We start from the raw sequence: 26,583 nt of genomic DNA, 5'->3' as shown, positions 1-26,583 counted from the left end.
CAGCCCTCGCTCAGCGGCGGCGCAGAAGTGCCACGAACATGCCGTCGGTGCCGTGCCGGTGCGGCCACAGCTGCGCCCAGAGCTCATCGGGCCGGCCGACGCCCGCGACCGGACGGCCATCCCGGTCGCGCAGGTGCGGCCGGACGTCGACCAGCTCCGCGTCCTGGCCGGCGCGGCCCTTGAGCACGTCTCGCACGACCAGGTGCGTCTCGGCCAGGTGCGGGGAACAGGTGGCGTAGGCCACGAGTCCTCCCGACCGGGTCGCCTCCAGCGCGGAGTCCAGGAGGGCACGCTGCAGCGGGGCCAGGGCCGGGATGTCCCGGGGGCTGCGTCGCCACCGCGCCTCCGGGCGTCGGCGCAGCGCGCCCAGGCCGGTGCAGGGAGCGTCCACCAGGACCCGGTCGTAGCGGCCCGGCTCGTGGGACCCGACGTCGCGGCCGTCCTCGACGGTCACCTCGACCCGGGCCCCTGCCTCCACCACCGACCGCAGGGTCTGCCGGACCAGCTCGGCCCGGTGGGGGCTGATCTCGTTGGCGCGCAGGTGGGCACCGCGCCCGTGGGCCAGGGCGGCGAGAAGCCCCGCCTTGCCCCCCGGCCCGGCGCACAGGTCGAGCCACCGGGCGTCGGGCCCCTCGATCGGCGCGTCCGCGAGGGCCAGGGTCAGCAGCTGGGACCCGGCGTCCTGCACCGCGACGCGGCCGTCACGGACGGCGGCCAGGGCGCCGGGGTCGCCCGAGGGCAGCGTCCAGGCCGTGCGCGCCGTGGGTGAGGGGTGCGCCCCCGCCTCCCGGAGCTCCTCGTCCTCGACCAGACCCGGACGGGCCGCCAGGGACAGGGACCCGGCGACGTTCTGCGCGGCGAGGAGGGCCACGAGCTCCTCGTCGGTCCCGGTGTTGGCCAGCAGCGACGCCCGGAGGGCCCGCACGATCCACGCCGGGTGGGAGTGCTCCACGGCCAGCCGCGCGGTCTCGTCCGGCTCCTCGGTGGTGACCGTGTCGATCCAGGCGCTCCGGTCGCGCTCCACGACCCGGCGCAGGACGGCGTTGACGAACCCGGCCGCGCCCTGACCGACGTGCTGCCGGGCCAGCGCGACCGTGGCGCTCACCCCCGCGTGGTCCGGCACCCGCATGCCCAGCAGCTGGTGGATCCCCAGCCGCAGCACGTCGAGGACCGCAGGGTCGATCGCCGAGGTCGGACGGGAGGCCGCCTGCGCCGCGACTGCGTCGTAGAGGCCCTGCATCCGCAGCGTGCCGTAGGCCAGCTCGGTGGCGAACGCGGCGTCCCGGCCGCGCAGCCCGGCCGCTGTCAGGATGCGGGGCAGCTCGAGGTTGGCGTAGGCGTCCTGGGTCGCGACGGCGCGCAGCAGCGAGTAGGCGGCCTCCCGGGCCGGGTCGGCACGGCGCTGCCTCTGGGCGGGCGTCCGGGCCGACCGCCGGCGCGGTCCCCTGCGCCCGGGAGGGGTCAGGTCAGTCATTCCAGGCGCTCCCCCGGCCGGGGCCGCACTCCCCGGGCCCAGTCCTGGGCCGGCATGGGTCGCCGGCCCTGGGGCTGCACCTCGCCGAGACGCACCGCACCGCCGGCGGTCCCCACGACCACCTCGGTACGTCCTGCCAGGAGCTCGCCCGCCCCCAGGTCCTCCGGTGCGTCCGAGGCAGCGAGCGGTTCGACCGGCCCGACCCGCAGCCGCTCGCCCCGCCACGTGGTCCAGGCACCGGGGGCCGGCGTGCACGCGCGGACCCGCCGGTCGACCGCGAAGGCGGGCAGGCTCCAGTGGATCCTGGCGTCCTCGGTGGTGAGCTTGGGGGCCAGGCTGACGCCGTCGGACGTCTGGGGCTCGGGGACCAGCTCGCCCCGCTCCAGCCCGTCCACGGTGGCCACCACCAGCTGCGCTCCGCCGACGGCCAGTCGCGCGAGCAGGTCGCCGCTGGTGTCCCGCGGTCGCACCCGCTCCGTCATCCGCCCCAGGACGGGGCCGGTGTCCAGGCCCTCCTCCAGGACGAAGGTCACCGCCCCGGTGATCTCGTCCCCCGCCAGCACGGCGTGCTGCACGGGCGCGGCCCCCCGCCACCGGGGCAGCAGGGAGAAGTGCAGGTTCACCCAGCCGAGGCGCGGCAGGTCCAGCAGCTCCGGCGGCACCAGGGCGCCGTAGGCCACGACGACTGCCACCTCCGGGTCCCATGCGCGCAGCTGCTCGGCGACCCCCTCCTCCCGCAGCCGGTACGGGGCCAGGACGGGGACGCCGGCGGCCTCGGCGGTGGTGCGGACGGGGGACGTGCGGGTGCGGCGCCCCCGGCCCGCGCGGGCGTCCGGGCGGGTGAGGCAGCCGACCACCTCGTGCTCGGAGGCGAGCAGGGCGTCGAGGGCGGGCACCGCGACGTCCGGCGTCCCGGCGAAGACCACCCTCACCGGGACGCGCCGTCCGCCCGTGACCGACGGCTCAGAGCCGGTCCTTCTCGTCGGAGATCGTGGCCCGGAACTCCTGCGCGTCGTCCAGGCGCAGCTCGACGACCTCCTCGCCCTGCTCGCGCAGCAGCTGGTGGCGCTCCCGCCGCCGGCGGGCCTGCTCGATGGGATCGGGGACCGGGGCGGCGGCGATCAGACGCTGGGTGTACTCCTCCTGCGGGTTCTCCATGATCTGCGCCCGCGGTCCGGCCTCGACGACCTTGCCGTTCTGGAGCACGACCACCTGGTGGGCCAGCAGGTCCACCACGGCCAGGTCGTGGCTGATGAAGAGGCATGCAAAGCCGAACTGCTCCTGCAGCTCGGCGAAGATCTTCAGCACCCGCGCCTGCACCGAGACGTCCAGCGCCGAGGTGGGCTCGTCGGCGACGAGCAGCTCGGGGTCCAGGGTCAGGGCACGGGCCACGCAGATCCGTTGGCGTTGACCGCCCGAGACCTCGTGCGGGTAGCGGTTGTAGACCTCGCGGGGCAGCTGCACCGCGTCGAGCAGCTCATAGACCTTGTCCTGCCGGCTCCTGCGGTCGCCGACCCCGTGGACGACCAGCGGCTCGGCGATGCACTCACCGATCGGCAGCCGCGGGTTCAGCGAGGCGGCCGGGTCCTGGAAGACGACCCCGATGCGCTTGCGCAGCGCCTTCAGGTCGCGTTTGTTCATCGAGGTGATGTCCTCGCCGAGCAGGCTGAACTCCCCCGAGGCCGCCGGGATGAGGCCGAGCGCGCACCGTCCGATGGTGGACTTGCCCGACCCGGACTCCCCCACCAGGCCCACGATCTCGCCCTTGCGCACCCTGAAGCTCACGTCGTCCACGGCGCGGAACGGGGGCTTGCCCATCCGCTGGTACTCGATGACGAGGTTGCGCAGCTCGATCGACAGCGGCGCGTCGTGGTCGACCTCCTCGCGCACGCTGATGCCCATCTGGCCACGGCCGGCCCCCATCTTGGGGACCGAGCCCAGGAGCATCTTGGTGTACTCGTGCTGCGGGTGCAGCAGCACCTCCTCCACCGTCCCGCGCTCGACGATCTCACCCTTGAACATCACCGCGACGCGGTCCGCCATGTCCGCGACCACCCCCATGTTGTGGGTGATCAGGAGGATGCCGGTGTTCAGCTTGTCCTTCAGCGAGCGGAGCAGGTCGAGGATGTCCGCCTGCACCGTGACGTCCAGGGCGGTCGTCGGCTCGTCGGCGATGATGACCTTGGGGTCGCAGCTGATCGCGATGGCGATGACCACGCGCTGACGCTGGCCGCCGGAGAGCTCGTGCGGGTACTTCTTCATCTGCTTGTCCGGCTCGGGGATGCCGACCATCTCGAGCAGCTCGATCGAGCGGTCCACGGCGGCCTGCCCGCGGGCCACGTGGTGCAGCTCCATCGACTCCACCATCTGGGTACCGATGGTCAGGACGGGGTTGAGCGCGGTCATCGGCTCCTGGAAGACCATGGCCACGTCGTTGCCGCGCAGCCGTCGCATGTTGCGGTCCGAGAGCTGGCCCACGTCCTTGCCGGCGACCTGGACGGCCCCGCCGATGGTGGCGTTGGACGGGAGCAGCCGCATGGCCGTCATGGACGTGACGGACTTGCCGGAGCCGGACTCGCCCACGAGGGCGACCACCTCGCCGGGTCGCACCCGCAGGTCCACCCCCTTGACGGCGTGCACGCTGCCGAACTCGGTCTTGAACCGGACGTCGACGTCGTCGAAGCTCATGACGACCTCGTCGCCCTCGCCCGGGGTGCCCGACCCGGTGAAGACCTGGTCGCCGTAGTCGTCGGTCGCGGTCGTCATCAGTCGGCGGTCCTGTTCTGACGGGGGTCGAAGGCGTCGCGCAGGCCGTCACCGAGGAAGTTCACGGACAGCGCGATCGCCAGGATGATCATGCCGGGCCACCAGAAGAGCCACGGCCGGGTCTGGAAGCTGTTCTGGTAGGTGGAGATGAGCAGCCCCAGCGAGGTGTCGGGCGGGCGCACCCCCCAGCCGAGGAACGACAGCGCCGACTCCAGCAGGATGGCGGCCGCGATGGCCAGGGTGGCGCTGACGATGATCGTGCCGATGGTGTTGGGCAGGATGTGCTTGAAGATGATCCGGCCCGAGCTGGTGCCGATGGCCTCCGCCGCGGTGACGAACTCCCGCTCGCGCAGGGACAGGACCTCGCCGCGCACGAGGCGCGCCAGGCCGGTCCAGGTCAGGACGCTGAGCAGGAACGCCAGGGGCCAGATGCCACCCCCGGCCATCTTGCCGAAGACCGCGGCCATGACCAGCAGCGGGATGACGATGAAGAGGTCGGTGACCCGCATGAGGATCGCCTCGACCCAGCCGCGGTAGTAGCCGGCGAGCGCTCCCACGAGGGTGCCGATGATCGTGGACAGGATGCCGACCGTGAAGGCGATGATGAGCGAGCGCTGGGTCCCGCGCATGGTCAGGGCGAAGTAGTCCTTGCCGGCGTTGTCCTGGCCGAAGGGGTACTCCCCGACCTCGAACGGCCAGAGCTTGAGGGTGGGTCGGCCCATGTTCTCCACCAGGGCACCCTCCCAGAAGTTCTTGTTCCACCAGCCCGGGATCAGGCCGTAGCCGATCGAGGTGAAGGCGAAGACCGTGATGCCCAGGAGCGCCACGAGGGAGACCATGGCGCCGCGGTGCCGGAAGAAGCGCCGACGCACCAGCTGGCCCTGGGAGTAGGACTTCTCGGAGAGGTCGATCCGCTTCTCGACCGAGTAGATCTCCGGGTCCCCGTCGGCACCGGTGCCGTCGGTGACCTCGTCGTTGACGTCGGGGTCCTGGGGGGCGGCCTTGTCCTGCGGTGCCGGGACGGGCGAGAGACCCTCGCGTCCGCTGCCGGGGACCTCGGGGCGGTCCTGCTCGGGCCGGTCCCCTCCGCTGGTCGGGGGCTTGTCGTTCATCGGTCGTTCCTTCGCATGGTCGTGGCCGGTCGGGGCGTCGTCCGGGGGCGGCGCGTCACGGTGCCGGTCACCGTCGGATCCGCGGGTCGAGGAAGGCGTAGGCGATGTCCGCCAGCATGTTCATCAGCACGGCCGCGCCACCGGCGACCAGGTAGTAGGCCATGACCGGCCCCGGGTCCACGGTGTTCAGGCCGTCCCGGAAGATCGCGCCGAGCCCCTTCCAGCCGAAGATGGTCTCGGTGATGACCGCGCCGCCCAGCAGGCCGGCGAAGTCGAAGGCCACGATCGTGGTGATCGGGATGAGCGCGTTGCGCAGCGCGTGCTTGGTGTAGACCACGCGGTCGGACAGACCCTTGGACCGGGCGGTGCGGATGTAGTCCTGGTTGATGGTCTCCAGCATGGAGGCGCGGGTGTAGCGGCTGTAGCCGGCGATGGAGATCAGGGTCAGCACGATCGTCGGCAGGATGAGCTGGACCCCCCAGTTGTAGATCTCGATCCAGAAGTTCCCGTCCAGCCTCTCCGAGGGGACCCGGGCGTCGCCGATCGTCGCGATGGGCCGTCCCTGGGGCGCCACCTCGAGGAAGCCGGCCCAGTTGCGCAGCAGCTCGTCCATGAAGACCAGGAACCCGAAGGCCAGTGCGGTGCCGATGTTGACGACCATCGAGACCTTCTTCTCGAAGCCGCCGAAGAACCAGCCGATCAGGGCCCCCACCGCCACGGCGACCAGCGCCAGCAGGACGATGCTGCCCCAGGAGGGGTCCTGCAGCAGAGGCTGGATGACGAAGTAGCTGACCACTCCGACGGCCAGGGTCCCCAGCCCGGCGTAGAGGATCCGCCGGTGCTGCAGTCCCACCGTGAGGACCAGGAAGAAGGCCAGGGCGGCCAGGCCGCCGAGGATGATGAGGGGCAGTCCCAGCGCGGGCTGGCGCCACCACCCGATCCGGTCGAACCAGAAGACCGCCCCGAAGACCACTGCACCGGTGACGAGGAAGGTGAGCGCCTGGCGACGGATGTCTCCGCCGAGCACCGAGGCCACGAGCAGCGCGAACACCAGGGCCACCACCCCGATGGTCACCGTCGTCAGCTGTGGATCGGCCATCCAGTTGTTGAACCGGATCGCGCCGAAGTCCTTCAGCAGCACCGCGGCCCAGAAGACCGGCAGGGAGAAGAAGAGGAAGGCCATGAAGGTGATGGCGTAGTCGAACCCGGAGTACTGCCGGATGGCCGACAGGACGCCGAGGGTGATGCCGATGACGATGGCCAGGGCGACCGAGACGATGACCAGGCGGAGGCTGGCCCCCGCCGCGCCCAGCAGCAGCGTGTTGACGTTGGCCCCGTCCCGGGTGGTGCCCAGGTCGCACTGGAGCACCAGGCACTTGCCCGCACCGGCCAGCCAGGTCAGGTAGCGCTGCCACCACGGCATGTCCAGGTTCATGTTCCGGACGCGGGCCGCGATGAGCTGGTCGCGGTTCTCGGCGCGGGTCTCCCGCAGGTCTTGCAACGGGTCTCCGGCGTTGATGGTGGCGAAGTACATCAACGCCGAACCCAGGACCAGGATCACCGCCGAGATGGCGATCCGGCGAAGGATGAACTGGAGCACGGGAAACCTTCCTGCACTGGGACCACGTCGTCGTGGCTGGGTGACGGGGGGACTCTAACCGACCCGTGGGGCGGTTGACGAAGAGGCGGGGCCGGGCGTTCGCACGCTCTGGCGCCCTGAGGGGCGGGAGGCACGCGGCGGGGCGGGAGGGCTGGTGTGCCCTCCCGCCCCGTGCGTGCGGCGGACCCTACCGGGACGAGGTCCCGGACCGGACCGCTAGCGTTCGTGGATCAGCTCGCGCGGACCCACTGCTCGGCGTTCCACGACACACCCGTCTGGGTGGAGTTGTGCCGGACGTTCTCCAGCGAGGCGTCGTGACCGATGACGCCCGGGTGCGCGAAGAGCGGGATGCCGTAGAGGTCGTCCCACAGCAGCTTCTCGATCTTCTTCACCTGCTCCAGGTGGACGGCCGGGTCGTTGGACGAGGCGAGCTCGTCCCAGGCGGCGTCGACCTCTTCGTTGGAGTAGCCACCGAAGTTCTGGCCACCACCGGTGGAGTAGATCGGCTCGCCCGAGGCGACCTGGCCCGAGCCGGCCCACGCGAAGAGGGCGACCTCCCAGTCACCGGTCTCCAGCGGCCCGCCCTGCTCGAAGAAGGTCGAGTCGCCGGCGTCGACGATGTTGAAGCCGGCCTCGTCGCAGGAGGCCTTGATCGCGGTGACCTCGTCGGTGCGGCGCGGGTTGGGCGCCGAGTAGCCGATCCGGACCTCGACCGGGGTCTCGACGCCGGCCTCCTCCAGCTTGGCTGCGGCACCCTCGATGTCGACCTCGTCGTACCGGCCGTCGTAGGCGGCCGACAGGACCTCCTGGTAGTCGTCCTGGAAGGGGAACTTCTCGCGCAGGTTCATGACCTCAGCCTCGGGGTTGATCGGCTGGATCAGGTTCTGCACGATCTGCTGCCGCGGGACGCACATGGCGAACGCCTCGCGAGCGGCCAGGCCACCCTCGTCGTCGGAGAAGACCGAACCCTCGGCGAAGTTGAAGTCGAGGTGCTCCCAGGTCATCTCGTCCCCGGTCAGCGTGGTGACGGTGTCACCCATTCCCGAGAGCTGGTCCATGGTGTCCACGGTGGCCTGCGGCTCGATGACGTTGATGTCACCGTTCTGCAGGGCCTGCACGTGGGTGCCCGGGTCGGCGAACTTGAAGGTGAGGTTGGCCGTGGCCGGGGCCGGGCCGTAGAACTCCTCGTTCGGGACCAGACCCAGGGACAGGTCCTTCTCCCAGACCGAACCCTGCAGGGTGTAGGGACCCGATGACGGGACGAGGGACTCGTCCGGGATCTCGTAGTCGTTGAAGACCCAGCCGGTGTTCCAGAACTCCGAGGCCTGCGCCACGGTCTCGCCGTCCCCGTCGAGGATGGCCTGCGCCAGGGCGTCGGGCTCCAGGCCGGCCTGCTCCGCCACGATGTGCGAGGGCAGGGCGCCACTGACGACGAGCTCCCAGTCCGGGTAGGGCTCGGGGTACACGACGGTGAACTCCTTGGAGCCCACCTCGGTCTCCAGGCCGTCCGGCACGTAGACGCCGAAGGTGTCGGACACCGGGTCGAAGCCGAGGGTGTCGACGCCGCCGAGGGACTCCGGGTTGGAGGAGGCCCACTCGAGCAGGTAGTCGTTGGCCGTCACGGGGGTTCCGTCGGACCAGACCGCCTCGTCGGAGATGGTGTAGTCGATGGTCAGCGGGTCCTCGCTGGTCACCTCGTAGGAGCCGAACCACTCGTTCGGGTACACGGTGCCGTCGGTGCCCCAGTACCAGAAGCCACCGATGAGCTGGTTGTTGACGACCGCGTTGTAGGTCGAGTTCGTCGACGAGGTGTTGTCGTTGTAGGCGTTGTACTGCTCGGAGCCGGTGGAGAAGGAGATCTCGTCCTGGGCGGTCTGGACGTCGCCCAGGTCCGCCTTCGAGGTGTCCTCGTCGCCGCCGGCAGCCATGCCGCCGTCGGACGTCGCCGAGTCGTCGTCGCCGCCGGCGGTCGACTCCTCGTCGTCGGTCTCGGCATCGGTGCCGCCACCGCCCTGCTCGTTGGTCGTGCCGGTGTCCTCGGGGGTGTCCGTCTCGGACGTGCAGCCGGCCAGGGCGAGGGCTCCGGCCGCCACGACGGCCATGGTCGCGCGCCTGATCTTCAATGTTCCTCCTAGTGGGAAGCTCGGGCCGGAGCACGCGTCCCACTCTGGACGCGCGCCCGGTCAGCACCGAGCCGGGGGGTTGCGAGAGCAACATAGGCACGAGGAGGGGGCCGACGCCACACAAGTGACCGGACGGTCACTGGATCGTTACCACTTTGAGACGTGCGGCGGAGGTGCCGAGCCGGCCCTCAGCGGGGTCCTTCCACCGGGTCCAGCACCGCCCGCACCGGGTCGTCCGCCTTCCGCGCGCTCCGCACCGCCCGGACCGCGCGCACGTCCTCGGCCAGCGGCCTCCCCTGCGCCTCGCCGAGCACCGCGACCGCCTCGTCCGGACCGGTGGCCCTGACCTCTCCGAGGAGGACGTGACCTGCCTCGGCGAGCTGGGCGGCGAACGCGGCCACCCCCGCCGGTGCTCCGCGGAGCAGCACGTGCCGACGGAGCGGTGGCAGCCCGAGATCGACCCGGTCCGCCAGCTCACGGGCGGCCAGCCAGACCGGGTCCCAGCGCACCAGAGCCTCCACCGCGGGCACCTGGGCGTGCGGCGGAACCCCGCAGAGGACGACGCGGGCGGTGGACCCGCCCGCGGCCGGCCGGACCAGCGCGGCCGCGGCGGCCCAGCGGCGCAGCGCCTCCACGGCCGCGTCCAGACTGGCCCGGTCGAGCAGCTGCCACCCGTCGAGCAGCGCAGCCGCCCGGTAGCCACCGGGCGCCCACGGCTCGGCACCCGGGGTCGCCACGACGAGGGCGGGCGAGTCGTCCACGCACGCCACGACCTGGGCCCCGCCCGAGCTGACGACGCGGACCCCCGGGAAGGCCCGGCCCAGCTCCTCGGCGGTACGGCGCTCCCCCACCCCGCTGGCCCGCAGCCGTTCCGACCCGCAGGAGCGGCAGCGGGACCGGTCCGCGACGCCCAGGCCGCACCAGCGGCAGGCCGGCCCCCGGCCCGCGGTGGGGACGCCGACGGGACCCTCGCACCGCGGGCAGCGCACCGGGGTGCGGCAGTCCTGGCAGGCCAGCGCCACGACATACCCCTGCCGCGGCACCTGGACCAGCACGGGACCCGTGTCCAGGCCCGCCCGCAGGGCCTGCCACGCCAGGCTGGGGATGCGCGCCGTCCGCGCCGCCGGGTCCCGGTCCTCCTGCCGTCCCTCCCCCGCGACGACCACCGCGGGGGCGGAGGAGCGGACGGCCGCGCGGGCGGGAGCCACGTCGGCCGCCACCCCCGCCGTGACCCAGGCCTGCAGCGGGACGCTGCGGCCGAGGCCGCCGACCAGCAGGCCGGCGCGCGCCCGGTCCGCCCGCAGTCGCAGGACCTCCCGCACGTGCGGGTAGGGGGCGCGAGGCTCCTGGTGCAGGTCGTCGCCGTCGTCCCAGCACACGAGGAGGCCGGGGTCGGCCACCGGCGCCCAGGCGGCGGCCCTCGTGCCCACGACCACCCGGGCCTGTCCCCTGAGCACTCGCAGGAAGGCGCGGTATCGGGCCTCGGGGCCGAGGTCGGCGGTGAGCGCCACGCAGTCCTCCTCCCCGACCACCGCGGCCACGGCGGTGAGCACCCGGTCGACGTCCCGACGGTCGGGCACCACGACGACCGCACCCCGCCCGCCGGCGCGGGTCGCCGCGACGGCCTGGGCCACCGCGGCCGGCCAGTCCTGCTCCGGCGGGCGGCCCGGCAGCGCAGTCCAGGCCGCGACGGGCGCCTCGCCGGACCGCAGCCGGCGCAGCAGGGCGGGACCGGCCGGGTAGGCGGACCAAGGGCCGTCCGCGACCTCGCCGGGCGCAGGTGGCTGGCCGGCTCCGGCCGGGCGCGGGTCCGCACGGGTCGGCGGGTCTCCTGCGGACAGGTCCGCAGAGGCCCCGGTTCCGCTGCGCTCCGCACGGGCGTGGCGGGGAGGAACCGCGAGCCGCAGGACGTCGGCCAGCGTGCCGCCGTAGTGGTCGGCCACCTCCCGGGCCGCCGCCAGCACGTCCTGGGTCAGCACCTGCTCGTGCCCGACGACCCGCAGCAGGGGCACGAGCCGACCGGGGTGGTCGGCCTCGGCGGACCGTCCCACGACGAACCCGTCGTGCTGCCGGCCCGCCATCCGCACCCGGACCCGCACCCCCGGCCGCACGTCGTCGTCCAGCTCGCTCGGGACGGCGTACTCGAAGATCCGGTCGAGATGGGCCAGCGGGGTGTCCACCACGACGCGCGCGACGGGGTCGTGCTCGGCGACGGCCCGGTCGCCGGCCGTGCCGGAGCGGCGACGCCGGGGCCCGCCCGCCGGGGGCGGCACCAGCGTCAGCTGCTCCTCAACCTCGCCCATCGCCTGCCCCGGGTCCTCGGTGACCGTCCTCAGACCGCCCGGCGCAGCTCCTCGACCCGACCCAGCCGCTCCCAGGTGAACGCGTCGTCCACCCCGGGGGCCTGCGTGCGCCCGAAGTGGCCGTACGCCGCGGTCGGGCGGTAGATCGGGCGCAGCAGGTCGAGCTGGTCCACGAGGGCGGCGGGCCGCAGGTCGAACACCCGGGTGACCGCCTCCTGGATCTTGTCGTCCGGCACCGTGCCGGTGCCGAAGGTCTCGACGTAGAGCCCCACCGGGTGGGCGGTCCCGATCGCGTAGGCGACCTGGATCTCGCACCGGCGGGCCAGCCCGGCGGCCACGACGTGCTTGGCGACCCAGCGCATGGCGTAGGCCGCCGAGCGGTCCACCTTGGAGGGGTCCTTCCCGGAGAAGGCCCCACCGCCGTGCCGGGCCATGCCGCCGTAGGTGTCGACGATGATCTTGCGGCCTGTCAGCCCCGCGTCGCCCATCGGTCCGCCGATCGTGAAGATCCCGGTGGGGTTGACCAGCATCCGGTAGCCGTCGGTGTGCAGGTCGATCCCGGCCTCGTGCGCCTCCTCGAGCACGGGACCGATGACGCGCTCGCGGATGTCCGGGGTCAGCTGGTCCTCCAGCGAGATGTCCCGTGCGTGCTGGGTGGAGAGGACCACGGTGTCCAGCCGGACGGCGCGGTCCCCCTCGTAGGCGATGGTGACCTGCGTCTTGCCGTCCGGGCGCAGGTAGTCCAGCTCGCCGCTCTTGCGCACCTGGCTGAGCCGCTCGGCCAGCCGGTGGGCCAGGAAGATCGGCAGGGGCATGAGCTCCGGGGTGTCCTCGCAGGCGTAGCCGAACATCAGACCCTGGTCGCCCGCCCCCTGGACGTCGTAGGGGTCGGCGCCCGCGTCGTCACGGCTGTCCATCGCCGTGTCCACCCCCACGGCGATGTCCGCGGACTGGTCCCCGATGGAGACCTCGACCCCGCAGGTGCGACCGTCGAAACCCTTGTGGGAGTTGTCGTAACCGATCTCGAGGATGGTGTCGCGCACGATCTGGGGGATGTTGGCGTAGCCGCTGGTGCGCACCTCGCCGGCCACGTGCACCAGCCCGGTGGTCACCATCGTCTCCACGGCCACCCGCGAGCCCGGGTCCTGACGGAGCAGCTCGTCCAGGATGCCGTCGCTGATCTGGTCGCAGATCTTGTCCGGATGCCCCTCGGTGACGGACTCGGACGTGAACAGGCGGGCCATCGACTCTCCTCGCGTTGCGCAGCGGCTGCTGACGGACCCGCGCAGTCTACGGTCCGCGACCGACGGTCGGCGGGCTACGTCCCCAGGAGCGCGGCCACCTCGTCCCACACCGCCACCGCGACGCGGTCCTTGCCGGTCGGCCCGACGGTGCGCACGTCCTCGACGTCGGGACGGAGCAGGTGGACGGTGGTGGTGTCCTGACCGAAGGTCACCCCGGGACCGACCTCGTTGGCCACGAGCAGGTCGCAGCCCTTGCGCCCGAGCTTGTCCCGGGCGTGCTCCAGCACGCTTCCCTGGTCGTCACCGGTCTCGGCCGCGAAGCCGACGAGGACCGGCCGCCCGGCGTCCCCCCGGTCGGCGACCAGGCCGGCCAGCACGTCGGGGTTGCGCACGAGCTCGACCACGGGAGCCTCCGCCGCGTCGACGCCGTGCTCCTTCTTGATCTTGCGGTCCGTGTAGGCGGCGGGCCGGAAGTCGGCGACCGCGGCCGCCATGACCACGACGTCAGCGTCGTCCCGCACGGCCTCTCCCACCGCGTCCTGCAGCTGCAGGGCCGTCTCGACCGCCACCACCTCGGTGCCGCCGGGGGCCGGCAGGTCGACGTTGGCCGAGACCAGGGTGACCCGTGCACCACGGCGGGCCGCCTCGGCCGCCAGGGCGTACCCCTGCTTGCCGGACGACCGGTTGCCCAGGAAGCGCACCGGGTCGAGCGGCTCGCGCGTGCCGCCGGCCGACACCACCACGTGCCGCCCGGCGAGGTGCTTGGAGCGGTCGGCGTCGGCCCCGGACTGGACGGCGGGGTCCGCGTCGTCCGTCCCGGACCACCCGTCGAGGACCCTCAGCGCGGCCGCGACGATCTCTTCCGGCTCGGGCAGCCGCCCCGGTCCGCTGTCGGTCCCGGTGAGGCGGCCCGAGGCGGGCTCGACGACGTGCACGCCGCGTCCGCGCAGGGTCGCGACGTTGTCCACCGTGGAGGCGTGGCCCCACATCTCGGTGTGCATCGCCGGGGCGAGCACGACCGGGCACCGGGCCACGAGCAGCGTCGTGGTCAGCAGGTCGTCGGCCAGGCCGTGCGCCGCTCGGGCGAGCAGGTCGGCGGTGGCGGGGGCCACGAGCACCAGGTCGGCCTCCTGGCCGAGCCGGACGTGCGCGACGCCCGGGACGTCGTCCCACACCTCGGTTGCGACGGGACGCCCGCTGAGCGCCTCCCACGTGGCGGTCCCGACGAAGCGCAGGGCCGCCCGGGTGGGGACGACCGTGACCTCGTGCCCCGCCTCGGTGAGCAGGCGCAGCACGAGGCAGGCCTTGTAGGCGGCGATCCCCCCGGAGACCCCGAGGACGACCCGCATCCGCGCTGTCCCGCTCAGCTCTCGATGGCGCCCAGGTGCAGCTTGCCCTGGTCGATCTCGTGGAGCGCGATGGACAGCGGCTTGTCGGTGGCGTCGGCCTCCACCAGGGGGCCGACGTACTCGAGGAGGCCCTCGGAGAGCTGGGAGTAGTAGGCGTTGATCTGGCGCGCGCGCTTGGCGGCGTAGATGACGAGCGCGTACTTGCTGTCGGCGCGCTCGAGGAGACTGTCGATCGGCGGGTTGGTGATGCCGTCCGGATGGGCGATGGTGCCGGTCACGTTCTCACGAATCCTTTGCTGGGGTGGGGTCGACCATCAATGATACGAGTTCCTCGGCGGCGCGGGAAACGTCGTCGTTGACGATGGTCACGTCGAACTCCTCGGCCGCCGCCAGCTCGGTGCGTGCGGTGCCGAGCCGGACCTGCCGCTCCTCGGGCGACTCCGTGCCGCGTCCGACCAGGCGCACGACGAGGTCGTCCCACGACGGCGGTGCCAGGAACACGAACAGCGCGTCGGGCATGGCCTCGCGGATCTTGCGTGCACCCTGCAGGTCGATCTCCAGCAGGGCCGGGCGTCCCTGGGCCAGGACCTGCTCCACGGGTCGGCGAGGGGTGCCGTACCGGGCCCGCCCGTGCACGAGGGCCCACTCCAGGAGCTGACCCTCCCGGGCCAGCCGGTCGAACTCCGCGTCGTCGACGAAGTAGTAGTGCTCGCCGTGCACCTCGCCGGGACGCGGCTCGCGCGTGGTGGCCGAGACGGACAGCCAGACCCCCGGATGGTGCTCGCGGACGTAGGCGGCGACGGTCCCCTTGCCGACCGCGGTCGGCCCGGCGAGGACGACGAGCCGGCGGACCGGCGGACCGGATCCCGCGTCGTCGGCCTGCTGCGCGGGGATCAGCTCTCGCCGAACCGCTCGAGCAGCTGGGCGACCTGGTTGGCACCCAGCCCGCGCACCCGACGGCTCTCGGAGATGCCGATGTCCTCCATCACCTGGCGGGCGCGCACGCGACCCACGCCCGGCAGCGACTCCAGCAGGGCCGAGACCTTCATCTTGCCGACGACGTCGTTCTCCTTGCCCTCGGTGATGACCTCCTTGAGCGAACCCTGGGCGTTCTTGAGCCGGTTCTTCACGGCCGCTCGCTCACGGCGGGCCGCCGCCGCCTTGGCGAGCGCGTCGGCTCGCTGCTCTGGCGTCAGCTGGGGAAGGGGCACGGTCCAACTCCTCCGTCTGGGTCGGTGCGCGGACGGAAGTCCGCTGCAGGTGAACCTATCCACACCCGGGCGGGTGTGCCAACCCATGCTCCCTGGTCAGCCTGTGGCCAGGTCCGCCCGCAGCCCGTCCGACCAGGTGGTGACGGCTTCGGCCAGGGCGCGCTCCCCCGGACCCGCGGCCAGGATCGCCCGGCTCACCGGGACCAGGATCCGGTCGGTCAGGCCGGCGAACAGGCGCAGGAGGTCGGCCCCCGAGGCGCCCTGAGCCCCGACGCCCGGCGCGAGGACCGGGGCCGCCGCGGCGCGCAGGTCCAGCCCGAGCGCGGAGGGAGGATCCGCCAGGGTGGCCCCGACGACCAGGCCGACGTCGCCGAACGGGCTCATCCCGGCGTTGTCGACCGCGACCTGCTCGACCACCCGGGCGGCCACCGTCGGGGAGCCGACCTGCTGGACCGAGGCACCCTCCGGGTTGGAGGTCAGTCCCAGCACCCACACACCGCGGCCGGTGGCCCGGGCCAGGTCGATCGCAGGACGAAGCGAGCCGTAGCCGAGGTAGGGGCTCAGGGTCACCGAGTCCGCCGCCAGGGGCGCACCGTCGGCCAGGTACGCCTCGGCGTAGGCGGTCATGGTCGAGCCGATGTCCCCCCTCTTGGCGTCCAGCACGCTGAGCAGCCCACGGTCGCGGCAACCGAGGAGCACCTCCTCGAGCACCCGCACCCCGTCGGCACCGTGCCGTTCGAAGAACGCGGCCTGCGGCTTGACGGCGGCGCACCGGCCGGCCGCCGCGTCCAGCACGCGCTCGGCGAAGGTGCGCAGGCCGGAGGCGTCGTCGGGCAGGCCCCAGTCGGCGAGCAGGCCGGGGTGGGGGTCGAGGCCGACGCACAGGGGTCCGTACCGGGCCAGCGCCTCGGCCAGCCGGTTTGCGAAGGAGGTGCTCACGGGGTGCTCCTGGTGGGGGGACGGGGGTCGGGGTCGGGGTCGGGGTCGGGGTCGGGGTCGCCCGGGGGCCGGTCGGCCAGGGCTGTCCGCAGCGCCGGCAGCAGGGTGGGATCGGCCCACAGGGCCGTGCCCAGCTGGACGGCGGACGCGCCGTCGGCGACGGCCGCCCGCGCCGTGACCACCGAGTGCACACCCCCGGCGCCGACCAGCACCGCCCCCGGCCACCGGTGGTCGGCCGCGGCGGCGCGCAGGGTGCGCAGGCCCGAGCGGGTGACCGCCGCCGTCGAGGGCCCGGTCCACCAGCGTCCACCGGCGAGCGGCACCTGGCCCGCCACGACGACTCCCCCGGCTCCACCGGCCACGGCGGACCGGGCCACGGCGACCAGCTGCGGATCGACGGCCAGCACCTTCACCAGGAGCGGGACGGAGCGGCCCAGCACCTCGCGGACCCGGGCGGCGATCCGCAGCACCACCTGCTCGCCACGCCCGCGCAGGTCGACCTCCACGGCCGCGACGACGTCCCCGTCGGGGTGCCGCAGGAGCGCCTCGACCGCGGCTGCCACGTCCTCGGGCCGCTCCGCCCGCACGCACAGGCAGGCCCTCAGGCCGGCGGTCCGGGCACGGACGAGGTCGTCGGCGGCGGTCGCCACCCCCGTCCCCCGGGCGTCGTCGTGCTCGACCCCGCCCACCCCGGCCCCGTGGACACGGGTGGCCCCGGTCCGCCTCAGCGGTGCCCCGGGGGTCACCGGGCCGACCGGGACGAGGAGCCCGTCCGCCCCCGGCAGGCGGGCCACCGCGGCGGCGTCGGTGCACGTCCCCGGTCCGAGCCACACCCGGGGCAGGGACGCCAGCGGCACGCCGGTCACCGGGCGTCACCCGCCAGCCACTCTCCCGGGACGACGGGACCCTCGAGGCACGACCGGAGCACCTGGCCCGCCCGGGGACCACCCAGCAGCACCACGTCGCACCCACCGCACAGGCCCGTGCCGCAGAGGACGGACGGGTCGGCCAGGTCCAGCGTCGACACCCGGCACGCGAGACCGCGCGCCGCGACGGTCCCGACGAGGGCGGGCACGAGCCGACCGGGAGCGGCGGCATACACCACCCCGAGCCGGTCCCCGTGCTCGTCCAGCGACCGCGTCAGGGCCGGCCCGAGGTCCTCGGACGTGGTGAGGACCACCGTCCGTGCGTGGCGCCGCAGGAAGGGCAGGTCCAGGTGCAGCTCGGGGTCGTCCGCGGACAGGACGAGGTGGACCACGCAGCCCCGTGCCCGCAGCCGGGCGGTGAGCCACCGGAGGGGCACCGCACCCCCCTCGTGTCCGACGAGGAGCACCTCGACCGGCTCCCGCGGCGCGGAGAACCCGTGGCCGAGGGGGCCCAGCAGCCGCAGCCGCGCCCCCGGCGCCAGGGACCGTCCGGCCGGCAGCACCAGCTCGGCGGTGGTGCCGTGGACGGGGTCCTGGTCGGCCCCCGCCAGCCAGTGCAGGCGGGCCCGGACCGCGCCGGCCGAGGGGTCCCCGGGTTCGAGGACGAACTGGCCCGGCCTGGCGTGCGCCCAGGACGGGTGCTGCTCGCCGAGGGTGAGGCCCACGACGTCGAAGCGTCCCGCGTACCGCACCGAGACCACCTCGGCCGGCACCGTCTGCAGGACGGTGCCCGCCTCGCGGACCGGACCGCGTCGTGCGCCCATGACGACCGGACCGGCCTCAGGAACCGACGGGAGCGCCCGGGGCCGGCCTGCCGAAGAGGTCCAGGGCGGCCGCGTGCTCCTGGAGCGAGGCGACCTGGAGGGGCCCGTCGCGCATGGCCTCGATCCCCAGCACCGCCACCGCGAGCTGCTGGACGGTGGTGATGATCGGCCGGTCGAGGCTGGTGGTCGCCGCCCGGATGGCGTAGCCGTCGGCGCGGGCGTCCCGTCCGGACGGGGTGTTGATGACCATGTCCACCTCCCCGGCCGTGATCAGGTCCACGATCGAGGGACCGGGCGCGTCGGGGCCCTCGGGGCGGCTGTGCTTGCGCACGACCTGCGCCTCGATGCCGTTGCGCCGCAGCACGTCGGCGGTGCCCTCGGTGGCCATGACCGAGAACCCGAGGTCGACGAGCCGCTTGACCGGAAAGATCATCGAGCGCTTGTCCCGGTTGGCGACGGAGACGAAGACGGTCCCCCCGGTGGGCAGGCTGGTGCCGGCCCGCAGCTGGCTCTTGGCGAACGCGGCCCCGAACGAGGCGTCGATCCCCATGACCTCGCCGGTCGAGCGCATCTCGGGTCCGAGGATGGAGTCGACGGCCTGCCCGGTCTGGGTACGGAAGCGCCGGAACGGCAGGATCGCCTCCTTGACCGAGAATGGCGCGTCCGTGGGCATCATGCCGCCGTCGACGTGCGCCGGCAGGGAGCCGTCCTCGCGCAGCCCGGCGACGGTGGCGCCCAGCATGACCCGGGCCGCGGCCCGGGCGAGGGCGACCCCGGTCGCCTTGGCGACGAAGGGGACGGTGCGGCTGGCCCGCGGGTTGGCCTCCAGGACGTAGAGCACGTCCTGGGCCAGGGCGAACTGCACGTTGATCAGGCCCCTGACGCCGATGGCCTCGGCGAGGCGGCGGGTCGCCTCCCGCACCTGCTCCAGCTCGGCCCTGCCCAGCGTGAACGGCGGCAGCACGCAGGCGGAGTCGCCGGAGTGGATGCCGGCCTCCTCGATGTGCTCCATGATGCCGCCGACGTAGAGGTCGTGACCGTCGTAGATCGCGTCGACGTCGATCTCGACGGCCGTGTCCAGGAACCTGTCGACGAGGACCGGGTGGTCCGGCCCCGCCAGGGTGGCGCGGTCGACGTAGCCGGCGAGGGTCTCGTCGTCGTAGACGATCTCCATCCCCCGGCCGCCCAGGACGTAGGAGGGACGCACCAGGACCGGGTACCCGATCTCCCGGGCCACCTCGAGCGCCTCCTCGGACGAGTATGCCGTGCCGTGCCGGGGCGCGGCCAGGCCGGTCTCGGCCAGGATGCGGCCGAAGGCACCACGGTCCTCGGCCAGGTGGATCGCCTCGGGAGAGGTGCCCACGACCGGCACCCCCTCGGCCTTCAGCGCGGCGGCCAGGCCGAGCGGCGTCTGACCGCCGAGCTGGACGACGACCCCCGCCAGCGGACCCGCCTGCCGCTCGGCGTGCACCACCTCCAGGACGTCCTCCAGGGTGAGCGGCTCGAAGTAGAGCCGGCTGGAGGTGTCGTAGTCGGTGGAGACCGTCTCCGGGTTGCAGTTGACCATCACCGTGTCGAAACCATGCTCGCGCAGGGTCATCGAGGCATGGACGCAGGAGTAGTCGAACTCGATGCCCTGCCCGATGCGGTTGGGACCCGAGCCGAGGATGATCACCGCGGGCCGCTCCCGCGGGGCGACCTCGGTCTCCTCCTCGTAGGTGGAGTAGTGGTAGGGGGTCTGGGCGGCGAACTCGCCGGCGCAGGTGTCTACGGTCTTGTAGACCGGCCGCACCCCCAGGGCCTGCCGCACGCCGCGCACGACGGCCTCGGTCATGCCGCTCAGCTCGGCCAGCTGGGCGTCGGAGAAGCCGTGCCGCTTGGTCAGCCGGAGGAGCTCTGGGGTGAGCCGCCCGCCGGTGGCCGGCCGCGCCTGCTCCCGCACCTGGGCGGCGAGGTCGTTGATCAGCTCGATCTGGTCGAGGAACCACGGGTCGATGCCCGTGGCGTCGTGCACCTCCTCCACCGTGCACCCCCCGCGCAGCGCCTGCTGGACCAGGACGATCCGGCCGTCGGTCGGGGTGCGGGCCTGCTCCAGCAGCGCGCGGGCCATCTCCGGGCTGGGCGACTCGTCCTCGCGCCAGTGGAAGCTGCTGCCGGAGCGCTCGACCGAGCGCAGGGCCTTCTGCAGCGCCTCGGTGAAGCTGCGGCCCAGCGACATCGCCTCGCCCACCGACTTCATCGTGGTCGTCAGCGTCGGGTCGGCCGCCGGGAACTTCTCGAAGGCGAACCGGGGCACCTTGACGACGACGTAGTCGAGGGTCGGCTCGAAGGCCGCCGAGTAGAAGCGGGTCGCGTCGTGGGCTCCGCCGGGTGCGGAGTCCTTCCGGAGGGATCCCGGGGGGCGGAGCCCCCCGGGTGTGGAGTCGTTCCGGGGGGATCCCGGGGGGCGGAGCCCCCCGGGTGTGGAGTCGTTCCGGGGGGATCCCGGGGGGCGGAGCCCCCCGGGTGTGGAGTCGTTCCGGGGGGATCCCGGGGGGCGGAGCCCCCCGGGTGTGATGATGTCGTTCGGCACCTCGTCCAGGGTGTAGCCGAGCGCCATCTTGGCGGCGATCTTGGCGATCGGGTACCCGGTCGCCTTGGACGCCAGCGCCGAGGAGCGCGACACCCGGGGGTTCATCTCGATGACGATGATGCGGCCGTCGTCGGGGTCGACAGCGAACTGGATGTTGCACCCCCCGGTGTCGACCCCGACCTCGCGGATGATCGCGATCCCGATGTCGCGCAGGCGCTGGTACTCCCGGTCCGTCAGGGTCATCGCCGGGGCGACGGTGATCGAGTCGCCGGTGTGCACGCCCATGGGGTCGAGGTTCTCGATGGAGCACACGACCACGACGTTGTCGGCGCGGTCGCGCATCACCTCCAGCTCGTACTCCTTCCAGCCCATGATCGACTCCTCCAGGAGCACCTCCGTGGTCGGGCTGTCCTGCAGTCCGGCCCCCGCGATGAGCCGCAGCTCCTTCTCGTCGTGGGCGAACCCGCTGCCCAGGCCGCCCATCGTGAAGGAGGGGCGCACGACGACCGGGTAACCGAGGTCCTCGGCCGCGGCGAGAGCCTCCTCCATCGTGTGGCAGATGGCCGAGCGGGCCACCTCGGCGCCGCAGCGTCGCACCACGCCCTTGAAGGCCTGCCGGTCCTCGCCGAGCTGGATCGCCTCGACGTTGGCACCGATGAGGGGGCAGCCGTAGCGCTCCAGCACGCCCCCCTCGTGCAGGGCGATGGCCGTGTTCAGCGCGGTCTGTCCGCCCAGGGTCGCCAGCACGGCGTCCGGGCGCTCCTTGGCGATGATGGCCTCGACGATCTCGGGGGTGATGGGCTCGACGTAGGTGGCGTCCGCCACCCCCGGGTCGGTCATGATCGTCGCGGGGTTGGAGTTGACCAGGACCACCCGCACGCCCTCCTCGCGCAGGACCCGGCACGCCTGGGTGCCGGAGTAGTCGAACTCGGCGGCCTGACCGATGACGATCGGCCCGGAGCCGATGACCAGGACGCTCCTGATGTCCTCACGCCTGGGCACGGTGCTCCTCCATCATCGTCACGAACCGGTCGAACAGGTGCTCCGCGTCGTGCGGACCGGCTGCCGCCTCCGGGTGGTACTGCACCGAGAAGGCGGGCACGTCCACGCAGCGCAGCCCCTCGACGACGTCGTCGTTGAGGGCGACGTGCGAGCAGCGGACCGGGCCGTACGGCGTGTCCGCGCCCTCGTCGGTGGGCGTCCCCTCGGGCCAGCCGACGGCGAACCCATGGTTGTGCGCGGTGACCTCGACCTTGCCGGTGGCACGGTCCAGCACGGGCTGGTTGATCCCGCGGTGGCCGAAGGCCAGCTTGTAGGTGGGCAGTCCGAGCGCCCGTCCCAGGAGCTGGTTGCCGAAGCAGATGCCGAAGAAGGGCAGGCCGGTGTCCAGCACCCGGCGCAGCAGGGCGGTCTCGTGCTCCGCGGTGGCCGGGTCACCGGGGCCGTTGGAGAAGAAGACCCCGTCGGGCTCCACCGCCAGGAGCTCCTCCCACGTGCTGGTCGCGGGAAGCACGTGCACCCGGATCCCCCGCGCCGCCATGAGGGTGGGGGTCGTGCCCTTGATGCCCAGGTCGAGGGCCGCCACCGTCCACCGCGGGGCCACGCCCTCCGGCGGCGAGACGACGTAGGGGTGCGGGGTGCTCACCTCCTCGGCCAGGGCCGATCCCGCCATGCGGGGGGCCTGGGTGACCGTGCGCAGGAGCTCCTCCACGGGTCGCCCGGCGTCGGGGCCGGAGAAGATCCCGACCCTCATGGCGCCGCGGTCCCGCAGGTGCCGGGTCAGCGCCCGGGTGTCGACCCCGCTGATCCCGACGACCCCGGAGGTGCGCAGCGCCTCGTCCAGGTCGCCCTGGGACCGCCAGTTGGAGGGGCGCAGCGCGGGGTCCCGGACGACGAACCCGGCCACCCAGATGCGGCTGCTCTCCATGTCGTGGGGGTTGACCCCCGTGTTGCCGATGTGCGGGGCGGTCATCACCACCACCTGCCGGTGGTAGGAGGGGTCGGTGAGGGTCTCCTGGTAGCCGGTCATGCCGGTGGAGAAGACGGCCTCGCCGACGGTGGTGCCGACCGCGCCGTAGGACTGCCCGGCGAACGTGCGCCCGTCCTCCAGGACCAGGACCGCCGGTCCGGCCGTGCTGGTCGCCCTCACTGCTCCTCCCCTCCCCAGACCAGGCCCTCGCGCGCGGTGACCCGCCCGCGCAGCATCGTCAGGTGGACCGCCCCGGTCAGCCGCAGACCGTTCCAGGGGTTGTTGCGCGAGAGGGACCGCGACCGGGTCGCGTCCACGGTGACCACGCGGTCCGGGTCGACGAGGGTGAGGGTGGCGGGGTCCCCCGGCCGCACGTGGTGGCCCTGGTCGGTGAGCCGGGCGATCCTGGCGGGGGCCTGGGACATCACCCGGGCCACGTCGGCCCACCCCATCCGGCCCTCCTGGACCATCAGGGTGCCCACCACCCCCAGCGCGGTCTCCAGCCCGAGCATGCCGAACGCCGCGTCGACGAAGGCGTGCTCCTTGTCCTGCCGCACGTGGGGGGCGTGGTCGGTCGCGACCGCGTCGATCGTGCCGTCGGCCAGGGCCGCCCGCAGCGCCTCGGCGTCCTCCGTCGGACGCAGCGGCGGGTTGACCTTGAACGTGGGGTCGTAGCCCACCAGCCGGTCCTCGGTGAGCATGAGGTGGTGCGGGGTCACCTCGGCGGTCACGTCGATCCCGCGCTCCTTGGCCCAGCGCAGGACCTCGACGGTGCCCGCCGTCGTCACGTGCGCGACGTGCACCCGCGAGCCCGTGTGCCGGGCGAGCATGACGTCCCGGGCCACGATCGTCTCCTCGGCGACCGCCGGCCACCCGGGCAGCCCGAGCCGCCCGGAGAGCTCACCCTCGTGGCAGCAGGCTCGCCCGTCCGCCAGGCGGGGGTCCTGGGCGTGCTGGGAGACGACACCGTCGAAGGCCCGGACGTACTCCAGGGCGCGGCGCATCAGGCGGGGGTCGTGGACGCACCGGCCGTCGTCGGAGAACACCCGGACCCGGGCCCGGGAGCGGGCCATCAGCCCCAGCTCCGCCAGCTCCTCGCCGGCCAGGCCCTTGGTGACCGCGCCCACCGGGTGGACGTCCACGTAACCGGCGCGGCGGCCCAGGTCGGCGACCCGTTCGGCCACCTCGGCCGTGTCGGCGACCGGGTCGGTGTTGGCCATCGCCAGCACGGCGGTGAACCCGCCGGCGGCGGCGGCCTGCGACCCGCTCTCGACGGTCTCGGCGTCCTCGCGTCCCGGCTCGCGCAGGTGCGTGTGCAGGTCGACCAGGCCCGGGAGCAGGACGAGGCCCTGCGCCGGGAGGCGCTGGGTGTCCGACGGTGCCCCGGTGGCCGCCTCCGGACCGACGGCGGCGATCCGACCGTCGACGACGAGGACGTCCTGGGCGCCGCCCCCGAGCACGTCGGCCCCCTCGACGAGCAGACTGGGCTGGCTGAGCCGGGTCACTGGGTGCTCCCTTCCCCCGCGAGGAGGTGGTAGAGGATGGACATCCGCACGGCCACGCCGGCGCTGACCTGGTCCAGGACGAGGGACCGGGCCGCGTCGGCGGCCTCGGCGGAGATCTCCAGCCCCCGGTTCATGGGGCCGGGGTGGGTGATGACCGCGTGGTCCGGCAGGAGCGCCAGGCGACGCGCGGTCAGCCCGTAGGTGACGGCATACTCCCGGGCGGTGGGGAAGTAGCCCCCGCTCATCCGTTCGCGCTGCACGCGCAGCATCATCACGGCGTCGACCCGGGGAAGGACCTCGTCCAGGTCGTAGGAGGTCTCGAACCCGTCCCTGGCCGACCAGGAGGACACCCCGCTCGGCATCAGGGTGGGTGGGGCGACCAGCGTCACCTCGGCACCGAGGGCGCGCAGGCAGAGCAGGTTGGAGCGCAGCACCCGGGAGTGGGTCAGGTCGCCGACGATCGCCACGTGCCGCCCGGCCAGGTCACCGAGGGCGCGGCGCAGGGTGTACGCGTCCAGGAGGGCCTGGCTGGGATGCTCGTGCGTCCCGTCCCCGGCGTTGACGATCGAGCAGTCGACCCAGTCGGCGATCTGGGCGGGCGCACCGCTGGCGGGGTGGCGGATGATCATCATGTCCACGCCCATGGCGTCGATGGTCAGCACCGTGTCCCGCAGGGACTCGCCCTTGGAGACCGAGGTCCCCTTGCCGGTGAGGTTGATCGTGTCGGCGCTCATCCACTTGCCGGCGATCTCGAAGGAGGCACGGGTGCGGGTGGAGTCCTCGAAGAAGAAGTTGATGATGGTCCGCCCGCGCAGGGTCGGCAGCTTCTTGACGTCGCGGTCCTGCACCTCGTGCATGGAGACGGCGGTGTCCAGGACGGAGAGGATCTCCTCGCGCGTCAGGTCGGCGATGGACAGCAGGTGCTTCACGAGCGCTCCTCCGCGGGCCCGGCGATGCGCACGCCCTCGGTGCCCTCGCCGTCGTGCTCGGCGAGCCGGACCATGACCCGCTCGCTGGTGGACGTGGGCAGGTTCTTGCCCACGTAGTCGGCCCGCACCGGCAGCTCGCGGTGGCCGCGGTCGACGAGCACCGCCAGCCGCACCGCCCGGGGTCGGCCCAGGTCCGAGAGCGCGTCGAGGGCGGCCCGGACCGTGCGGCCGGAGTAGAGCACGTCGTCGACCAGGACCACGACCCTGTCGTCGACGCCCCCGGCCGGAACCACGGTGGGCTCGACGGCCCGGGTGGGCTGACGGCGAAGGTCGTCGCGGTACATCGTCACGTCCAGGGACCCGACCGGCACCTCCACGCCCTCGACCTGCTCCAGGGCGGAGGCCAGCCGACGGGCCAGGTGGGCGCCGCGCGTGGGGATCCCCAGGAGCACCAGGTTCTCCGGGCCCTTGTTGGCCTCGAGGATCTCGTGGGCGATCCGGCGCAGGGCCCGGTCGATCTCGCTGCTGGTGAGGACCTCACGTCCTGGACCAGCGCTGTTCTGGGCAGGGGGCACAGCCCGTCTCCTTCCCCGCCTCACAGGACGGTGGTTAAAGGATGATGCTCGGTGCGCGCCACTGTACTGCACCCACGACAGGCTCCTGCGCGGGACTCAACCGGGCCGGACCAGGAACCGTTCGCGCGGGGCCCTGGTCTCAGGCCAGGGTGTCCTTGACCTCGGAGATCCGGGAGAGCAGGCCGTTGACGAAGCGCGGCGAGTCGTCGGTGGACAGGTCCTGCACGAGGTTGACCGCCTCGGAGACGGCCACGCCGTCGGGGACCGCGTCGTTCCAGACGATCTCCCACGTCCCGATGCGCAGCGCCGCCCGGTCGACCGCGGCCATCCGGTCCAGGGACCACCCCTGGGACCAGGTGGTCAGCGCCTCCTCGATCGAGGACCAGTGGTCCACGACCCCACGGACCAGCTCCACGGCATACTCCGGCAGCGGGTGCTGCGTGGTGGGCACCGCGATCCGCTCCTCCAGCAGGGTCCCCACGTTCAGGCCTCGCTGCTCGGCCTCGTAGAGCAGCTCCAGGGCGCGCTTGCGCGCCTTGGTGCGTGCGGGCACGTCAGCTCACGCGGCCGAGGTAGGAGCCGTCGCGGGTGTCGACCTTGACCTTGGTGCCGCTCTCGAGGAACAGCGGCACCTGGATCTCCGCCCCCGTCTCCAGGGTCGCCGGCTTGGTGCCTCCGGTCGAGCGGTCGCCCTGCAGCCCGGGCTCGGTGTGGGTGACCTCCAGGACGACGGAGGCGGGCAGCTCGACGTAGAGCACCTGCCCGTCGTGCTGGGCGATCATCGCGCGGCCGTTCTCCAGCAGGAACCTGGCGGCGTCACCCATGGCCTGGGGCGAGACGTGGATCTGCTCGTAGGACTTCTCGTCCATGAAGATGTAGTCCGTGCCGTCGTTGTACAGGTACTGGAAGTCGGACCGGTCCACGGTCGCGGTCTCCACCTTGGTGCCGGCGTTGAACGTCTTGTCGATGATCTTGCCGGAGGTGACGTTCTTGAGCTTGGTGCGCACGAACGCCGGGCCCTTGCCGGGCTTGACGTGCTGGAACTCCAGCACCTGCCACAGCCCGTTGTCCATGTCCAGGACGATGCCGTTCTTGAGGTCGTTCGTGGTTGCCACAGCGTTCTTCCTTCGCAGGTCGGTCAGGTCGGTCAGGTCGTCGGGGAGGGCCGGCGCGGACACGGACCCAAACCCGGACAAGTCTAGCGGCGACTCCGGCGGCGACC

At 73.1% G+C, this 26,583-nt stretch carries 21 protein-coding genes and 2 pseudogenes; all 23 read right to left on the bottom strand.

Annotation, left to right across the window (positions count from 1 at the left end; translation table 11 throughout):
* Positions 1–10 precede the first annotated feature (10 nt).
* Positions 11–1,474 carry an RsmB/NOP family class I SAM-dependent RNA methyltransferase gene (locus ACWHYA_RS11845; RefSeq protein ID WP_425943637.1) on the bottom strand — a complete coding sequence of 488 codons (1,464 nt, stop codon included), beginning with the start codon at positions 1,472–1,474 and terminating at the stop codon, positions 11–13.
* Positions 1,471–2,406 (bottom strand): methionyl-tRNA formyltransferase, encoded by a 936-nt coding sequence (gene fmt / locus ACWHYA_RS11840; protein ID WP_425943639.1) that lies wholly within the window; start codon positions 2,404–2,406, stop codon positions 1,471–1,473. Before fmt ends, ACWHYA_RS11845 begins: the two co-directional genes overlap by 4 nt.
* A 31-nt stretch (positions 2,407–2,437) precedes the next feature.
* Positions 2,438–4,240, bottom strand: coding sequence for an ABC transporter ATP-binding protein (locus ACWHYA_RS11835; RefSeq protein WP_425943641.1), 1,803 nt, complete (start codon positions 4,238–4,240; stop codon positions 2,438–2,440).
* Positions 4,240–5,352, bottom strand: coding sequence for an ABC transporter permease (locus ACWHYA_RS11830; RefSeq protein WP_425943643.1), 1,113 nt, complete (start codon positions 5,350–5,352; stop codon positions 4,240–4,242). Before ACWHYA_RS11830 ends, ACWHYA_RS11835 begins: the two co-directional genes overlap by 1 nt.
* Positions 5,353–5,419: 67 nt before the next feature.
* A complete protein-coding gene (locus tag ACWHYA_RS11825) occupies positions 5,420–6,952 on the bottom strand; it encodes an ABC transporter permease (protein WP_425943645.1) in 1,533 nt (510 codons plus the stop codon).
* Positions 6,953–7,182: 230 nt separating this feature from the next.
* On the bottom strand, positions 7,183–9,075 hold the full coding sequence (locus ACWHYA_RS11820; RefSeq protein WP_425943647.1) for an ABC transporter family substrate-binding protein: 1,893 nt from the start codon (positions 9,073–9,075) through the stop codon (positions 7,183–7,185).
* A 188-nt stretch (positions 9,076–9,263) separates the two neighbouring features.
* The gene (locus ACWHYA_RS11815) at positions 9,264–11,378 is read right to left on the bottom strand and encodes a primosomal protein N' family DNA-binding protein (protein ID WP_425943649.1); all 2,115 of its coding nucleotides are present in this window, start codon (positions 11,376–11,378) and stop codon (positions 9,264–9,266) included.
* A 29-nt stretch (positions 11,379–11,407) separates the two neighbouring features.
* Positions 11,408–12,622 carry a methionine adenosyltransferase gene (metK, locus tag ACWHYA_RS11810; protein WP_425943651.1) on the bottom strand — a complete coding sequence of 405 codons (1,215 nt, stop codon included), beginning with the start codon at positions 12,620–12,622 and terminating at the stop codon, positions 11,408–11,410.
* Positions 12,623–12,696: 74 nt separating this feature from the next.
* A complete protein-coding gene (coaBC, locus tag ACWHYA_RS11805) occupies positions 12,697–13,971 on the bottom strand; it encodes a bifunctional phosphopantothenoylcysteine decarboxylase/phosphopantothenate--cysteine ligase CoaBC (RefSeq protein WP_425943653.1) in 1,275 nt (424 codons plus the stop codon).
* 14 nt (positions 13,972–13,985) lie between these two features.
* Positions 13,986–14,249, bottom strand: a complete 264-nt coding sequence (rpoZ, locus tag ACWHYA_RS11800; RefSeq protein ID WP_425943655.1) for a DNA-directed RNA polymerase subunit omega — start codon at positions 14,247–14,249, stop codon at positions 13,986–13,988.
* A 4-nt stretch (positions 14,250–14,253) separates the two neighbouring features.
* Entirely contained in the window at positions 14,254–14,865 is a 612-nt protein-coding gene (gene gmk, locus ACWHYA_RS11795; RefSeq protein WP_425943736.1) for a guanylate kinase, read from the bottom strand.
* Complete coding sequence (gene mihF, locus ACWHYA_RS11790; protein ID WP_425943657.1) at positions 14,865–15,182, bottom strand: integration host factor, actinobacterial type; 318 nt, start codon at positions 15,180–15,182, stop codon at positions 14,865–14,867. Before mihF ends, gmk begins: the two co-directional genes overlap by 1 nt.
* 96 nt (positions 15,183–15,278) lie before the next feature.
* Positions 15,279–16,121, bottom strand: a complete 843-nt coding sequence (gene pyrF, locus ACWHYA_RS11785) for an orotidine-5'-phosphate decarboxylase (RefSeq protein ID WP_425943659.1) — start codon at positions 16,119–16,121, stop codon at positions 15,279–15,281.
* Positions 16,118–16,987: a hypothetical protein gene (locus ACWHYA_RS11780; RefSeq protein ID WP_425943661.1), complete on the bottom strand. Its 870-nt coding sequence runs from the start codon at positions 16,985–16,987 to the stop codon at positions 16,118–16,120. The genes pyrF and ACWHYA_RS11780 overlap by 4 nt, the downstream gene beginning before the upstream one ends.
* Positions 16,984–17,811 carry an iron-sulfur cluster-binding protein gene (locus ACWHYA_RS11775; protein WP_425943663.1) on the bottom strand — a complete coding sequence of 276 codons (828 nt, stop codon included), beginning with the start codon at positions 17,809–17,811 and terminating at the stop codon, positions 16,984–16,986. The genes ACWHYA_RS11780 and ACWHYA_RS11775 overlap by 4 nt, the downstream gene beginning before the upstream one ends.
* 16 nt (positions 17,812–17,827) lie before the next feature.
* Positions 17,828–20,161: pseudogene (gene carB / locus ACWHYA_RS11770) on the bottom strand (carbamoyl-phosphate synthase large subunit); the annotation flags it as partial.
* Positions 20,162–20,368: 207 nt separating this feature from the next.
* Positions 20,369–21,385: pseudogene (gene carB / locus ACWHYA_RS11765) on the bottom strand (carbamoyl-phosphate synthase large subunit); the annotation flags it as partial.
* Positions 21,372–22,532, bottom strand: a complete 1,161-nt coding sequence (gene carA, locus ACWHYA_RS11760) for a glutamine-hydrolyzing carbamoyl-phosphate synthase small subunit (protein ID WP_425943667.1) — start codon at positions 22,530–22,532, stop codon at positions 21,372–21,374. The pseudogene carB (ACWHYA_RS11765) and the gene carA, both read right to left, overlap by 14 nt.
* A complete protein-coding gene (locus ACWHYA_RS11755; RefSeq protein WP_425943669.1) occupies positions 22,529–23,857 on the bottom strand; it encodes a dihydroorotase in 1,329 nt (442 codons plus the stop codon). The genes carA and ACWHYA_RS11755 overlap by 4 nt, the downstream gene beginning before the upstream one ends.
* Positions 23,854–24,786: an aspartate carbamoyltransferase catalytic subunit gene (locus tag ACWHYA_RS11750; protein WP_425943671.1), complete on the bottom strand. Its 933-nt coding sequence runs from the start codon at positions 24,784–24,786 to the stop codon at positions 23,854–23,856. Before ACWHYA_RS11750 ends, ACWHYA_RS11755 begins: the two co-directional genes overlap by 4 nt.
* Complete coding sequence (gene pyrR / locus ACWHYA_RS11745) at positions 24,783–25,361, bottom strand: bifunctional pyr operon transcriptional regulator/uracil phosphoribosyltransferase PyrR (RefSeq protein WP_425943673.1); 579 nt, start codon at positions 25,359–25,361, stop codon at positions 24,783–24,785. The genes ACWHYA_RS11750 and pyrR overlap by 4 nt, the downstream gene beginning before the upstream one ends.
* Positions 25,362–25,500: 139 nt before the next feature.
* Entirely contained in the window at positions 25,501–25,914 is a 414-nt protein-coding gene (nusB, locus tag ACWHYA_RS11740; protein ID WP_425943675.1) for a transcription antitermination factor NusB, read from the bottom strand.
* Position 25,915: 1 nt separating this feature from the next.
* Positions 25,916–26,476, bottom strand: a complete 561-nt coding sequence (efp, locus tag ACWHYA_RS11735; RefSeq protein WP_425943677.1) for an elongation factor P — start codon at positions 26,474–26,476, stop codon at positions 25,916–25,918.
* Between the last annotated feature and the right edge of the window lie 107 nt (positions 26,477–26,583).

This window comes from Ornithinimicrobium carbonis, from assembly GCF_977012275.1.
Note: the sequence above shows the minus strand (reverse complement) of the source record. Positions and strands in the feature narration are given on the sequence as shown.